The 13,033-nt window shown below is 39.1% G+C and carries 15 protein-coding genes and 1 pseudogene; 3 read left to right on the top strand and 13 right to left on the bottom strand.

The features are described 5' to 3' along the window. The first annotated feature begins 38 nt into the window (after nt 1-38). The gene (locus tag DQN58_RS09965) at nt 39-617 is read left to right on the top strand and encodes a primase C-terminal domain-containing protein (protein WP_006717186.1); all 579 of its coding nucleotides are present in this window, start codon (nt 39-41) and stop codon (nt 615-617) included. A gap of 65 nt (nt 618-682) precedes the next feature. Here DQN58_RS09965 and DQN58_RS04515 read toward each other — a convergent pair whose 3' ends face one another. The 4 genes from DQN58_RS04515 to DQN58_RS04500 form a co-directional block, all read right to left on the bottom strand. Then, nucleotides 683-835 carry a helix-turn-helix domain-containing protein gene (locus DQN58_RS04515; RefSeq protein ID WP_006717184.1) on the bottom strand — a complete coding sequence of 51 codons (153 nt, stop codon included), beginning with the start codon at nt 833-835 and terminating at the stop codon, nt 683-685. A 48-nt stretch (nt 836-883) separates the two neighbouring features. After that, on the bottom strand, nt 884-1,090 hold the full coding sequence (locus tag DQN58_RS04510; protein WP_006717182.1) for a hypothetical protein: 207 nt from the start codon (nt 1,088-1,090) through the stop codon (nt 884-886). A 144-nt stretch (nt 1,091-1,234) separates the two neighbouring features. Next, nucleotides 1,235-1,585 (bottom strand): hypothetical protein, encoded by a 351-nt coding sequence (locus tag DQN58_RS04505; RefSeq protein WP_006717179.1) that lies wholly within the window; start codon nt 1,583-1,585, stop codon nt 1,235-1,237. A gap of 30 nt (nt 1,586-1,615) precedes the next feature. After that, nucleotides 1,616-1,957: a hypothetical protein gene (locus DQN58_RS04500; RefSeq protein WP_006717177.1), complete on the bottom strand. Its 342-nt coding sequence runs from the start codon at nt 1,955-1,957 to the stop codon at nt 1,616-1,618. Between the two features lie 162 nt (nt 1,958-2,119). On the opposite strand from DQN58_RS04500, the gene DQN58_RS04495 reads away from it, so the two are divergent. Continuing rightward, nucleotides 2,120-2,542: a helix-turn-helix domain-containing protein gene (locus DQN58_RS04495; protein ID WP_006717175.1), complete on the top strand. Its 423-nt coding sequence runs from the start codon at nt 2,120-2,122 to the stop codon at nt 2,540-2,542. 36 nt (nt 2,543-2,578) lie between these two features. On the opposite strand, the gene DQN58_RS04490 is transcribed toward DQN58_RS04495, so the two are convergent. Next, nucleotides 2,579-3,790 carry a tyrosine-type recombinase/integrase gene (locus DQN58_RS04490; protein ID WP_006717173.1) on the bottom strand — a complete coding sequence of 404 codons (1,212 nt, stop codon included), beginning with the start codon at nt 3,788-3,790 and terminating at the stop codon, nt 2,579-2,581. 190 nt (nt 3,791-3,980) lie between these two features. Between DQN58_RS04490 and rdgC the strand changes: the two genes are divergently transcribed. Further along, nucleotides 3,981-4,901, top strand: coding sequence for a recombination-associated protein RdgC (rdgC, locus tag DQN58_RS04485; protein ID WP_006717171.1), 921 nt, complete (start codon nt 3,981-3,983; stop codon nt 4,899-4,901). Between the two features lie 110 nt (nt 4,902-5,011). Here the strand turns inward: rdgC and DQN58_RS04480 are convergent. The 8 genes and pseudogenes from DQN58_RS04480 to nrfB all read right to left on the bottom strand — a co-directional run. Next, nucleotides 5,012-5,422, bottom strand: a pseudogene (locus DQN58_RS04480) (transglutaminase family protein); the annotation flags it as partial. Nucleotides 5,423-5,665: 243 nt separating this feature from the next. Continuing rightward, nucleotides 5,666-6,868 carry a BaiN/RdsA family NAD(P)/FAD-dependent oxidoreductase gene (locus DQN58_RS04475; RefSeq protein WP_006717164.1) on the bottom strand — a complete coding sequence of 401 codons (1,203 nt, stop codon included), beginning with the start codon at nt 6,866-6,868 and terminating at the stop codon, nt 5,666-5,668. Continuing rightward, nucleotides 6,865-7,914 (bottom strand): heme lyase NrfEFG subunit NrfF, encoded by a 1,050-nt coding sequence (gene nrfF / locus DQN58_RS04470; RefSeq protein WP_006717162.1) that lies wholly within the window; start codon nt 7,912-7,914, stop codon nt 6,865-6,867. Before nrfF ends, DQN58_RS04475 begins: the two co-directional genes overlap by 4 nt. Then, nucleotides 7,911-8,441: a DsbE family thiol:disulfide interchange protein gene (locus DQN58_RS04465; RefSeq protein WP_006717160.1), complete on the bottom strand. Its 531-nt coding sequence runs from the start codon at nt 8,439-8,441 to the stop codon at nt 7,911-7,913. Before DQN58_RS04465 ends, nrfF begins: the two co-directional genes overlap by 4 nt. Continuing rightward, nucleotides 8,434-10,344: a heme lyase NrfEFG subunit NrfE gene (nrfE, locus tag DQN58_RS04460; RefSeq protein ID WP_006717158.1), complete on the bottom strand. Its 1,911-nt coding sequence runs from the start codon at nt 10,342-10,344 to the stop codon at nt 8,434-8,436. The genes DQN58_RS04465 and nrfE overlap by 8 nt, the downstream gene beginning before the upstream one ends. 354 nt (nt 10,345-10,698) lie before the next feature. Next, nucleotides 10,699-11,664, bottom strand: a complete 966-nt coding sequence (gene nrfD / locus DQN58_RS04455) for a cytochrome c nitrite reductase subunit NrfD (RefSeq protein WP_006717157.1) — start codon at nt 11,662-11,664, stop codon at nt 10,699-10,701. Then, nucleotides 11,661-12,338 carry a cytochrome c nitrite reductase Fe-S protein gene (gene nrfC / locus DQN58_RS04450; RefSeq protein ID WP_005695543.1) on the bottom strand — a complete coding sequence of 226 codons (678 nt, stop codon included), beginning with the start codon at nt 12,336-12,338 and terminating at the stop codon, nt 11,661-11,663. Before nrfC ends, nrfD begins: the two co-directional genes overlap by 4 nt. Further along, the gene (gene nrfB / locus DQN58_RS04445; protein ID WP_006717150.1) at nt 12,338-13,003 is read right to left on the bottom strand and encodes a cytochrome c nitrite reductase pentaheme subunit; all 666 of its coding nucleotides are present in this window, start codon (nt 13,001-13,003) and stop codon (nt 12,338-12,340) included. The genes nrfC and nrfB overlap by 1 nt, the downstream gene beginning before the upstream one ends. Between the last annotated feature and the right edge of the window lie 30 nt (nt 13,004-13,033).

The raw sequence follows: 13,033 nt of genomic DNA, 5'->3' as shown, positions 1-13,033 counted from the left end.
ATTATTTAGCTGATTTTGTTAATTTATCAGATTATTCTTTGTTTAATACAGAAGCTGATGATAATGCTGAAGGTAGAAACTGTGATTTGTTTAATAAGATTAAGCGAATTGGTTATCGCTATGTATTACAATTTAAGCGTTCAAATAAAAATCTAGAACAATTTAATCAGTATTTATTTTCATTATTAGTGCAATTGAATCAATGTCAGCAGCCACCATTGCCGTATCGAGAATTGAAAGGGATTGCTAAAAGTTCATCTCGGTGGATTTGGGAAAGATTCTCTGAATCAGAATTCAAACAAATTCAGTCAAATCGTTCTAAAAAACGATGGCGGAAACAACAATTGATTAAAGATACTTTATTTAATCAGTTTGCTAATAATAAACCCGACATGACATTAAAGCAAATTGCTGAACAATTTGGTATTAGTTTAAGCACTTTAAATCGTTGGGCTAAAGAATTTGGTTGGACGAGCTCTAAAAAAGATTTAGAAAGTAAATATCAACAAATTGTGTTATTAAGATCAAAAGGTCTTAAATGGCGAGAAATATCAAAGCAATTATCAATATCGGAAGGTAGTGCAAAGATGTGTTTTAAGCGATATCATAAATCATAAACAAAAAGCCACCAATTTTGGTGGCTTATTTTTTATACTTTACAAGTTTCAAGATAACTTAGAATCTAAGATTCTGGAATGCGAACTTGTCTTCCGAATTTAATAGATGATAATTTTTTAGATTCGATTAAACGTAAAATGGTTGAACGACTTACACGTAAACGTTCTTGAAGTTCTTTAATTGTAAAGTAGTAGCCGACATTATCTGATATTTGCATTATGATCTCCTATTTTATACATATTTTTTAGGAGCTTAACACAGAAATTTATAAATCTAACTTTAAATTGACAATTTTTTTTATTATTTTTGTTAGTGTATATTTTTCACGGATATCACGTTGTAAAACACGTAACAGAAAGATGAGTTCATCAACGTCAAGTTTTCTAAATAGCAAGCTAAGTAATTCTTCAGTTTCTGCATCAGAGTGCGGTTTAAAATTTGGAAATTTTTTCATCATTTTTAAGTTCATCATGCTTGATCAATGTATATAGGTATTTAATTTAAGCTAGAATGATCCTAAATGATGTCTAGATGCATTTAGTTTATTGAAATGATAGAACCTATTAGTAATACATAAAATGAAAAAGAGCTCATTTTAGAGCTCTTTATGATGATTTTAGTTTTCACCACTCATTGGCACAAAACCATCAGTTTCCGGTGAGTATTCAACATAGTAAGATGAATCTCTCATTTTGTAGGCTTGTGAAACATTGTCAGGTTTAGTGCTGCACGCTTTGTTCAAAAGTTTGTATTCATCACGAGAAATACATTGACCTTTTTCATATGTTTTTAAAAGCCCTGTAATCATGCATACATCATATGGAGAGCGTTTCTCTCCAAAATAAATATAATCACCGCATTTCATTGGTATTGAGCCTGATTGTTCAGGTGGTAGTTCAATAGTTCGTATTCCTGCGTATGCAATGTTGGTCATTAAAACAAGCATTGAGAAAACGGTTTTAATCATATTTCATCCTCATAAATATAATGTAGTATATTATTCTGTTATCACTTTTTTCTTAGAGAATATTTTTCTCAAAATAATCAATAAGAATCCAACAACTAGACATATTACATGAATTCCTATGTAAAACCCAAGAATTTGAGAACCACCACCTGAAGTATTTCCCTCAGCCATGCCAGCTTGTAATGCTAAACTAGGAGATAAGAAAATAGTGCTTAAAATATTAATACCAATTGTTATTCCTGATAATGTAGGTTGGGAATAAAAGGATATTAAAGCGAGTAAGCTGCAAAGAATAGCAATGTACAAGCCAATTACAGGAATAAAGATAGAAATAGCAGCAAAAATTAATGCTACGATTGAAAGAGCTTTCATGTTAGTCTCCTACTAGTCATTGATTTCATTAGGTTTATAAGCACACAGAATGTGTGAAACGTGATGATAATATATTGTCGAATATTTGATGTGTAGTAACGAACAGTGTATATTGTTAACTAATGTTAGTGTGTAATTTACACCAAATTGTAGGTATTGAGCATGAACGTACATGAAAAAATTAGAAAACTGCGTGAAACCAAGCATTGGTCACAAGAAGAAATGGCTGAAAAAATGAGTATGTCATTGAATGGCTATGCAAAAATTGAACGTGGCGAAACGAAATTACATCTGGATAAGTTAGAGCAAATTGCACAGATTTTAGATATAGATATTGTTGAATTGATTAATTCTGGTGAACGAAATGTCTTCGTTCAATTCAATGAGAATTCTCATTTTGGTTCATCATTTCAGGGAGACAATGAGAAATCTCTATTGATTGAGATTGAAAAACTCAAATTATCGTTATCGCATTGTCAGCAATTATTGGAAGAAAAAGAAGGCTTTTTGAACAAGTTAGTAGAGCAAAAAGATAATGAAATAAAGCTACTTAGAGAAATGGTAGCGTTATTGAAGAAAGGGTAGGTAAATAAAGGGAATCAATGTTGATTCCCTTTATTTTTAGATACTTTTTTTCATACATTCCTCAACAAAATTTCCCCAAGCATTCATTAATAGTTTCCGTTGTTCAAGATAGGTTGAGCGATTGTAGGCATTACGAACTTGGTTTTTGCTTTGATGAGAAAGACAAGCTTCAAGAATTTCTAGATTCATTTCGGTAAATGTTTCGCTAAGATAGGTGCTTGCGATAGAACGTAATCCATGTGATGTTAATTGATCTTTATAACCGACTCGTTTAATTGCTGCATTTGCAGAGCTTGAATGTAATGATCTTTCAGGGTAACGTTGGCTTTGAAAAATAAAACGACTACGACCTGAAATATTTTTTAGCTTATTAAGTATTTTAAGCACTTGTGGCGACAACGGAACAGTAAAGGCTTTTTTCATTTTCATGCGCTCAGCAGGAATATTCCATAATGATTTTTCAAAATCAATTTCATCCCATAGTGCATTTGCAGCTTCACTTGGTCTTGTCATCGTCAAAAGTGAAAACTCAATTAGATATTTCACCATTAGATCTATATGAGAATTACGTAACGCAGACATAAATTCGGGAAGTTGTTCTGGGCGAATTGTTGGATGATGCGTTGTTCTATTTACATTGAACGCTTTTGATACGTTTACGCATTTATTAAATTCAATTACACCTTTATTAACAGCAAAGCCCATAATTTCATTTACAAGTGCAATTACAAGCTTCCCGGTATGAGAAACACCGCGTTCAAATAATGGCATAGCAATATCATGTAACTGTTGTGGTGTAATGTCAGCAATAGGATTATCACCTAAATATGGAAATACATATTTTTCAATTGTTCGCCAACGGCTTTTAAGTGTTGCTTCCTTGATTTCAGAAACTTTTTTTTGCTTCCATTGTGTTGCAATAGCAAAAAATGTGTTTTGTTGTCGCTGTAGTTGCAACAACTCGTTTTGTTTTATGTGTTCTTGGGGATCAATCTTGAGAGCAAGTAATTGACGATATTGTTCTCGTAATTCTCTTGCTTTTGATAATGTGATTGCTGGATATACGCCTAAAGCAATTTTTGCTCGTTTTTTTGTTAAAGGTCTATAATAATTGAATCGCCAAGATTTTGAGCCTGTTGGTGAAATGATTAAAAATAACCCATAGCCATCTGTTAATGTATATGGTTTATCAGATGCTTTTGCTTTTTTGATTTCTGTATCAACGAGTGGTTTTACTTTTTTAGCCATAACACACCATTTACGTATAGAAAATGAACATTAATGTATTTTAGTAACCAAAAATTTTATCCTTTTTGCAATGAGTTACTATTATGGTTACTAAAATTTTGAAATATGATGATACACTATGAATTATAAACAGTGTCAAAAAATAAGTAAATTATTGATTTAAGATGAAAATTATACAGGATGAATTATCATGAATTATAGATTTCAATTTTGGTTCAAAAACGCCATGATTTACCGCCTAACTAAATCCCTTGATTGGTCGGCACAAACCCTCTCCACCGCCCTTGGAAACAATCAATATCACCCTTGCCACCAATCGGAACAAAGCAAATTTGGTTGGTCTAAACCGCTCAAAGGCAGCGAACTTTTATATTTTGCTGTCGGGAAGCAGATTTTATTGCTCGCCCAAAAAGAAGAGAAAATTTTACCCTCTCATGTGGTAAAACGTGAATTAGACGCACGTGTGGAAAAACTCGAACAGGCGGAAAATCGTAAGCTGAAAAAAGTAGAAAAACAAACCTTAAAAGACGATGTGATTGCAACCTTATTACCTCGCGCATTCAGTAAATATCAACAAACTGCGATTTGGATTGATACAGAAAATAATTTGATTTATGTGGATGCAGCCTCGGCTAAACGCGCTGAAGAGGTGCTTGCGATGTTACGTAAATCATTGGGTTCGCTGCCTGTGGTGCCACTGACTTTCGCCAATGAACCGGCACTTATCATGCAAAACTGGATCGCCCAAGAAAATACGCCGGAATGGCTTGTGCCATTGGAAGAAGCTGAATTACGCGATAGCCAAACGAACGCTGTGATTCGTTGCAAACAGCAAGCGTTAGATAGCGAAGAGATTCTCTCTTTAGTCCATTCAAAGTTCGTCACCAAACTGGCACTGGAATGGGAAGAGCGTCTGTCATTTGTGTTAAACGAAGATTGCAGCCTGAAACGCTTAAAATTTGCCGATCAGATTCGAGAAAAAAATGACGATATTTTGAAAGAAGACTATGCCCAACGTTTCGATGCGGATTTTGTATTAATGACCGGTATTTTAAGTCAACTCACAGAAAATCTATTGCACGATTTCGGCGGAGAAAAAGAGCGGTTGTAATTCACAGTGAATTAACTCGCTGCTTATAGAAATAACAAGAACAAAAAGGCTATTTAAAATAGCCCTTTATTTTTATCGAACGATTTCTGCCGTGTAATTTAATTTATGTGTACATCGACGGAATACTGAATGTCTTTCGGTGGCATGTAGTTATCCAAAGCGCCTTTTACCATCGGTTCGCGATCTTTGGTTTCAATCACCATGGTCACTTTCAAATCACGTTTTTGCGCGTCTTTATCCCATGTAGCAAACAAGGTTTTCGCACCGTATTTGTTGTTTTATGTCACATAGGCATCCAAATAATTGCCTTCAAATTGAATGGATTTGACTTGTTGATACTCTCCGTTAAATGGTAACGGCACCCACAAATTTGCTTGACCTTGTGAACCTTTCGGCGCAATTAAGTCGTAAGTTTGGGTGAATTCATACAGATGAGAATCAGTATTGTAATTAGGTAAAGAGGTGTTGGCATAAGCCATTGCGCTGCAAGAAAGCACCGCAGTCGCGATAAGATGCTTCATCCAGAAGACTCCTTAAATTAGATTGGAAGTTAAACTTAACATAAATCCACCGAAGTGAACGAAAGCTATGCCAATGAATTTCAGGAAGAAGCTCAATGCAATCTAAGATTATTTTTGATGAGAGAAACTGAGGTGAAAATTTATCCATGAATAAACATTCAAACCTATTCAGAAACGCTGATGATGAATGTTACGAAATTCAAAAACATTGTTTTTTATGACCGTACTTGAAATGGCACAAGCTTATTCTGTTAATTTTGCCGCAATCCCCTGCGCACAAGCATAAGCGGAACTCCATGCCCACTGGAAGTTGTAGCCGCCAAGCCAGCCGGCAACGTCTAACACTTCCCCGATAAAATACAAGCCTTGTACTTTATTGCTTTCCATGGTTTTGGACGAAATTTCATGGGTATCCACGCCCCCCATAGTCACTTCTGCGGTGCGATACCCTTCCGTGCCATTCGGCACAAACTGCCAGTGGTGGATTAAATTCACCAAATTTTCTAACCGCACTTTACTTAATTGGGCAATGGCTTCGTCTTGTATAAACCCCTGAGCAAGCCATAATTCTACCAATTTTTTGGGTAATAAACGGCTTAATACGGTTTTTAACTGTAATTTCGGTGAAGATTGGCGCAGTTCGTTTAAATGATGACGAATATCGTTATAAGGCAATAAATCAAGATGAATACTTTCACCCGGTTGCCAATAGTTGGAAATTTGCAAAATCGCCGGTCCGGATAAACCGCGATGAGTAAACAGCATTTGGTGGGTAAAGGTTTTGTGTTGATTGGTCGCAGCGACATCCAAGGAAATGCCGGATAACACGGCATAAAACTTATCGCACTCACGCCAAGTAAAAGGCACCAAACTTGCCCGTGGCGCAATCACACTAATGCCGAATTGCTCGGCAATTTGATAACCGAAAGGCGTCGCCCCTAAACCCGGCATAGACAAACCGCCCGTTGCGACAACTAAATGAGTGCAATACAACGTTTCGCCGTTTGCCACGACAGAAAATCCGTTTTCCGTTTTTGCCACAGCAGAAATGCTTTGTCTTAAGGCAATCTCTACGCCGTATTTTTTACATTCCGCCAGTAGCATATTGACGATATCTTCCGCACCGTTATCGCAAAACAACTGACCGAGCTCTTTTTCGTGATAAGGAATGTCGTACTCTGCCACTAAACCGATAAAATCCCATTGGGTAAAGCGTTTTAAGGCAGATTTCACAAAATGGGGATTTTGGCTGAGATAACGACCTGAAGAAAGTTCCATATTGGTGAAATTACAAAAACCACCGCCGGACATTAAAATTTTCCGTCCGACTTTTTTGCCGTTATCTAAAATTCTGACTTTGCCACCGCACTTTGCCAATTGCGACGCACAAAATAAGCCTGCCGCCCCGGCACCGATAATGAGTGTTTCAATGGCATGGTTGCTCACTGCAACTCTCCCTTTTGCATGAAACCGACCATTTTCATTTTCTGAATAGTGGCACGACGATCCACCGCGGAGTTACCTGAATCTAAGATTTGCTGCCAATAGTCAAGAGCGGTGGAATAATCACGTGTTTTTAAGGCTTCTGCCGCCAACAAAGATAACGCGGAGACTTCTTTTGAATCTTGCGCTAACGCCTCTGCCAAGAATTGTTGCACCTGTGGCGTAATCTGTTGATGTGCCTGGAGATACAATGCCATGGCCATCAAGCCTTGCGTCGTCGGCTTACGACCGTCAATTCTTTCGGCATTGCCATAACAAACAAGGGCGCTGTCAAAATCGTTATTCTGCATATAGGCGTCACCCAGCTTAATCCAATTTTCCGCGCTATTCGGATCTTGACGTAATTTATCCTGAATTTTGCCGATAATCGCCTCGGTTTTATTTTCTTCCGGCGTTTCGAGTTGCTGATTATGTTGTGTAATTTGTTCCTGCTCACCTTGCTGTGCGCGGGAAAAACGTTCCAAAGAAAAATAATAGGCTAAAGGAATAACAAGCAATAAAGCGAAAACCAGGAGCGTCGATTTAAGCTCAAATTTGACCGCACTTTTCTCTTTTAAGGATTGAAAGCGCGGTCGATTTTCCGCCTGTTTTTCCGGTTCAAGCGGTGATGAACTGCGACTGGAATACCAAATCAACCCAAATGCTGCGAGCAACAAGCCTATCGGCAATAACCAAAGCAATGCGGTATTCCATTGGAACGGTGGCTTATAATTGACGAAGTTACCGAAACGCGATGTCATGGAATCAATAATTTGCTGATTGGTTTTACCTTCATTCACCATGTTATACACCTCGATGCGCAAATCGTAGGCAATCGGTGAATTAGACTCGACTAAATTCTGATTTTGACATTGTGGGCAACGTAAAGATTTCGCCAATTCCACGGCGCGAGTACGATCCGCCTGGTTATGAAATTCAAAGGTATCCACCATTTCAGCAATGGCATTGACACTGATCAATAAAAAAATTAACGCGAAAAATCGTTTCATGGTTGTAATAGCTGGTTAAGTTGAGGCACGAAAATTTTTTGCCAAGTTTCCCGATCTAATAAGCCGGAATGACGATAACGAATAATACCGTTGGCATCCACTAAATAGGTTTCCGGCGCGCCGTCTACACCAAGTTTTAACGCCAATTCACCACGGCTGTCATCAATGACTAAGGTGTAGGGATTGCCCATATGTTGCAGCATCGCAATGCCATTTTGCGGTTTGTCACGATAGTCCACGCCCACGATGGGAATCTCTTTTGCTAACTCAAGCAATAATGGGTGTTCTTGCTGACAATAACCGCACCAGCTTCCCCAAATATTGATCAAAAATGGGCGTTTCGGAAAATCTTTCGGGCTGAGTGTTTGACGATTATCCAATAAATTCGCCTGATAAAACTCAGGTACAGGCTTATCAATTAAAGCGGAGGCAATTTTTTTCGGGTCTTGATTCAATCCCGCCAACAATAAAAGGCATACGCCAAGTAACAATGCTAATGGCAGGAAGAAAATTACTTTTCTATTCATCACGTTTTCCTCTTCGCTTCGTCATCAGTACAGAACACAATGCACCAAATGCCATCAATACACCACCGAACCACAACCAACGAATCAACGGTTTGTAATGGAGTCTGAACGTAAATTCACCCTTGCCTAGCGGATCGCCCATAACAATATACAAATCGCCCCAAAAACCACCGGACAACCCTACTTCACTCATGGTCATAGTACGCACATCATAATAACGGCGTTCAGGCTGTAATTCGGCATACGGCTTGCCCTTTTCTGTCACGCTAAACGTTGCCACTTCAGCGGTAAAATTCGGGCCGATTTCATTGGAAAATCGTTCATAGTGAAAATTAAATGCGCCAAGTTGTTGGCTTTGTTGTGGAGATAAACGTACACCAATTTCACTACCGAAATAACTGCTCATGACGGCGCCCATCGTTGCAATGGCAACACCGCTATGAGCAAAAATCATCGCATAGTGAGAAAGAGCTAACTTACGCCAGTTTTGCCATAATGTTGCCAATAATAACCAAATCGCTAAGGTTAGTAGAAAATAGGCTGTCCATTTAAACTGTAACGCAGCGTCATTTTGCATAAAGTGGTGAATGACCAAATAGGAAAGCAACAACGACGGCAACAATAACACGGCACGGTTTAATAAAATGCGTTTATCTGCTTTTTCCCAATGCAAGCCGAGCGAAATCACCATGGCAATTAACACTAACGCAATCAGCGGAAGGAAAATACTGTTGAAGTAAGGCGCACCAACAGAAATAGAGCCCCAATTCATGGCTTGGAATAGCATTGGATAGAAAGTGCCGAGAAACGTGCTGACGGTAGCGATGCTCAATAAAACATTCAAAAAAAGCACCGCACTTTCTTTAGAAAGTAACTTTAATTTCACAGATTGTTGCTGCATATTCGCTTTGAAAGCAAACAAACCGAGCGCCCCAACAGTCAACAGGAAGAAAATCACAAGCAATGCAGTGCCTCGCTGGCTATCGACTGCAAAAGCATGTACGGAAGTTAATGCTCCTGAGCGCACAATGAAAGTACCGAGTACACTGAGTGCGAAAGCTAAAAGCGAGAAAAGCGTCGTCCAATAATTAAAAATACCTCGTTTTTCACTCACGATCAGACTATGCAGTAAAGCCAAACCTAATAACCAAGGCATTAATGACGCGTTTTCTACCGGATCCCAGAACCACCAGCCGCCCCAACCTAGTTCGTAATACGCCCACCATGCGCCCAGCACGATGCCTAACGTTAAAAACAACCAAGAGACCAATACCCAAACCCGCATCACGCGGGCAATTTGGCTTTCTAAATGTTGATGCAATAATGCAGTAATACTCAACGCAAAATTCACTGCAAAGCCGACATAACCGAGATACAACAACGGCGGATGAAAAATCAGCCCCACATCCTGCAACATCGGATTCAAATCGCGGCCTTCCAATGGTGCGGGAAATATGCGTCCATATGGATTGGAGAAAAAAACGATAAAGACGGCAAAACTAAAACAAATTAAGCCTAGAATCACCAAACTCTGCGCCACAAAAGTGCGGTCATTTTTTCGATTAAATAATGCAAACAGCACAACCCAAACTGAAAGTGAAAATAACCAAAACAACATCGAGCCTTCATGCCCGCCCCAAGTCGCCGCGATTTTAAAGAAAGTCGGCAATTGAGAATTCGAATGGGCCGCGACATATTCCAAGGTAAAATCATCGGCCGCAAAGGAATACGCTAAAATGGAAATGGCGACTAACGTAAATAAGCCGAAGCAATAGCTTAATCCCCAAGCTAATTGGGTTAATGCGGGCTTACGCAACCAAAGCCCAAGTTGTGGAACAACGGCGAGCAACAACGCGCTCATCGTAGCAAGAAGAAGAGAAAGAAAGCCTAGTTCGGAGAGCATAAAATAATCTCGTGTTTTAGATTGTCATGTTGGTTTTGTGGATGATCACTTCAGGTTTCGCCTGCATTTTATACTGCCTCTTTAATAAAGAAGAGGTTAGGAGGAGATTTTAACGATATTAAACAACCCATAAGGTTGAAATCACTTCTGCCAAATCTCCCCTTCCCCTCTTTGCTAAAGAGGGGAAAGTTAGATAAAAACGTTTAAAATTTTAACCGCACTTTACTCGTAGAAAAAACAAATCAGATTTCCTTCTTTGAGCCGTCTTTCTTTTTTATTTTTATTTGCCAAAGAAAATAACGCCAAACAAAAAGGCGTATTTTACTACGCCTTTTGATACAAACAAAAACCTTATCATGCGGTGGTAAGCTGTCCTGCGTACAAGATAAAGTAACGCAAGCATAACACCCCGATCAAGTCGAAAATCGACACTAGGATGATAAAGTTCTTGTTGAATTTCCAACGATCGCTAACAAACATATTGGCAATCAACGGAATTAAGATACCGATAAAGAATACCCCAATCCAGAAGACTGCGCCCCAGAAGCCGGATAACGCATTATGTAACGCCACCACCTTTTGTCCGCCACCGAAGTAGAGTCCAACGAAGAAACATACTAATAAACCAAACTCGGTAACCATAATCGGCACTTCAAATTTATGAATGAAGTGAGATTCATGGGAATCACCTTTTAATTTACCTGCAATAAGGATAAATAAGAAGGTGGCTGCGATACCTGATGATGTACCTGAGGCTAGGAATAGCGCCGGTAATACCGGGTTATTCAGCATCGGGTAGCTAATCAACGCGGAAAGTAAGAAGCCGGTATAAGCCCCTAACACGGCAGCTAAAACGAATAGGATAACTTCACATGGACCAACCACGCGTTCAATTGCATTAATCCATTTCACTAAGAAACCCAGTTTTGGCATGAAACGATTAATCAAGGCAGCGATCTCATCTTTAAAAATCACTGCACACCATAACACGAGGAAGAGCATATACACTTGGAATAACATTACCCCCATAGACATTACAGAGTTGAATTGATAGTTAAACATCAATTTCCAGAATGTCCAAGGACGTGCCAAGTGGAAAATTAACAGGGTTAAACCAATTAATGTTGGCACAGAACCTAAAACGGCGGCCGCTCGGATAATCCAGTTTTTGCTAGGATTTTCTAATTTGTGACTACGTTTATAAGCAATCGCTAATTGTACCGCACCGGAAGAAATACCAAGTAAGAATAAATAGATAGCGATTGTTGAATCCCACACCAAATTAGGTGTATGAAACGGAACAGGATAATCTAATGTCATCTTCTTGGCTCCCCGTGTTGGAATGGAATATGGTAAAGATTTGGTTGCGTACCTAATTCCACTTTAGTGCGATAAACCGGATTTTCTTTCACTTTGCGGGAAACTGCACTGCTTGGATCATTCATATCGCCAAAGGTTAATGCCTTGGTTGGACAAGCTTCTACACAAGCAGGTTGTTTGCCAGCTGCTAAGTTTGTATCGCGACAGAAGTTACATTTATCCGCAGTACGGTGTACCGGGTGAATGAAACGTACGCGGTAAGGACAAACTGCAACACAGTATTGGCAACCTACACAAAGATCTTTATGCACATCTACGATACCTGTTTCAGGATCAATAAATGATGCACCGGTCGGACAAACTGCCACACAAGGGGCGTTTGTACAGTGTTGGCAAGATTGACGGAAAAACTCGTATTCTTGATTTGGGAATTCGCCATAAGGTTCACTACGAAGAATTTCCAAACGTGAAACGCCTTCAGGAACGTGGTTTGTTTCACGACAAGCATCCATACAAGCGGTACAGCCGATACAAGCTGTTTCGTCGTGTACCATTGCATAGCGTTTCGGTTTATCCGCCTTTTCCTCTTTCGCTAAAGAGGTCACTGATGTTCCCGTCATAAGGATTAATGCCCCCATGCCGGAAACAAAGTTTCGGCGTGAACAAGCTGTCATTATTTATCCTTTTGTTCGGTTGATTGCGTTTGTGATTGTGCTTCTTTTGCCGCTTTGCGTTTTTGTTGTTCGCCGTGGCAATCTACACAAAGTTTCACACGATTTTTCGGTTGAATACCTTTCATCGCATCATCTTTCGGGTGTAATGTATGGCAGCTTGCACAAGGCAATTTCATTGCGTGAACATCGTGCGCCCAAAGTTTTTCACGAAGTTTTGCCGGTTGGTGACAAGCAAAACAAACTTGGTTTTGTTCTTGTGCGCTATACATCGGTTTTTTATCACCAAAGATATCGCCATCAAAACGCATCACATCTTTTGCACCACGACGGTGATCTTCCGAAATATTACCGTGACAGTTTACACAGTTAATCGGTTTACCCGTGTTAGGACTTTTTTGATTTAAGTGTGCGCCGTGGAATTTACCGAAATGTAATTCACCACCGGATTGATCTAAAGTTTGACTTTTATCGGCTTTATCAAATTTATGACATTTTGCACAATATTGGTTCGGATCACGTTGGTTATCCAATTGTGGCTCATAAGTGAGTTGAGAGGCAGGTGTTTTTGCCATCTCTTCCGCACTTGTAGTCATTGGCATTGCCGCAAGCATTGCAAGCAATGCAAGGGATTTTGCCGATTTACTGATTAAAGAAGTTAAATTCATTCTGATTACCTCAAATATAGGGTTAAAAAT

Origin of the sequence: Aggregatibacter segnis ATCC 33393 (genome assembly GCF_900476035.1) — a bacterium.
In the GTDB taxonomy this organism is placed as follows: Bacteria; Pseudomonadota; Gammaproteobacteria; order Enterobacterales; family Pasteurellaceae; genus Aggregatibacter; species Aggregatibacter segnis.
Note: the sequence above shows the minus strand (reverse complement) of the source record. Positions and strands in the feature narration are given on the sequence as shown.

Excerpts from the sequence above, each read along its gene's own strand:
- DQN58_RS04515 (WP_006717184.1), bottom strand. The coding sequence starts at position 835 with ATGCAAATATCAGATAATGTCGGCTACTACTTTACAATTAAAGAACTT.
- DQN58_RS04510 (WP_006717182.1), bottom strand. The coding sequence starts at position 1,090 with ATGATGAACTTAAAAATGATGAAAAAATTTCCAAATTTTAAACCGCAC.
- DQN58_RS04505 (WP_006717179.1), bottom strand. The coding sequence starts at position 1,585 with ATGATTAAAACCGTTTTCTCAATGCTTGTTTTAATGACCAACATTGCA.
- DQN58_RS04500 (WP_006717177.1), bottom strand. The coding sequence starts at position 1,957 with ATGAAAGCTCTTTCAATCGTAGCATTAATTTTTGCTGCTATTTCTATC.
- DQN58_RS04495 (WP_006717175.1), top strand. The coding sequence starts at position 2,120 with ATGAACGTACATGAAAAAATTAGAAAACTGCGTGAAACCAAGCATTGG.
- DQN58_RS04490 (WP_006717173.1), bottom strand. The coding sequence starts at position 3,790 with ATGGCTAAAAAAGTAAAACCACTCGTTGATACAGAAATCAAAAAAGCA.
- rdgC (WP_006717171.1), top strand. The coding sequence starts at position 3,981 with ATGAATTATAGATTTCAATTTTGGTTCAAAAACGCCATGATTTACCGC.
- nrfF (WP_006717162.1), bottom strand. The coding sequence starts at position 7,914 with ATGAAACGATTTTTCGCGTTAATTTTTTTATTGATCAGTGTCAATGCC.
- DQN58_RS04465 (WP_006717160.1), bottom strand. The coding sequence starts at position 8,441 with ATGAATAGAAAAGTAATTTTCTTCCTGCCATTAGCATTGTTACTTGGC.
- nrfE (WP_006717158.1), bottom strand. The coding sequence starts at position 10,344 with ATGCTCTCCGAACTAGGCTTTCTTTCTCTTCTTCTTGCTACGATGAGC.
- nrfD (WP_006717157.1), bottom strand. The coding sequence starts at position 11,664 with ATGACATTAGATTATCCTGTTCCGTTTCATACACCTAATTTGGTGTGG.
- nrfC (WP_005695543.1), bottom strand. The coding sequence starts at position 12,338 with ATGACAGCTTGTTCACGCCGAAACTTTGTTTCCGGCATGGGGGCATTA.
- nrfB (WP_006717150.1), bottom strand. The coding sequence starts at position 13,003 with ATGAATTTAACTTCTTTAATCAGTAAATCGGCAAAATCCCTTGCATTG.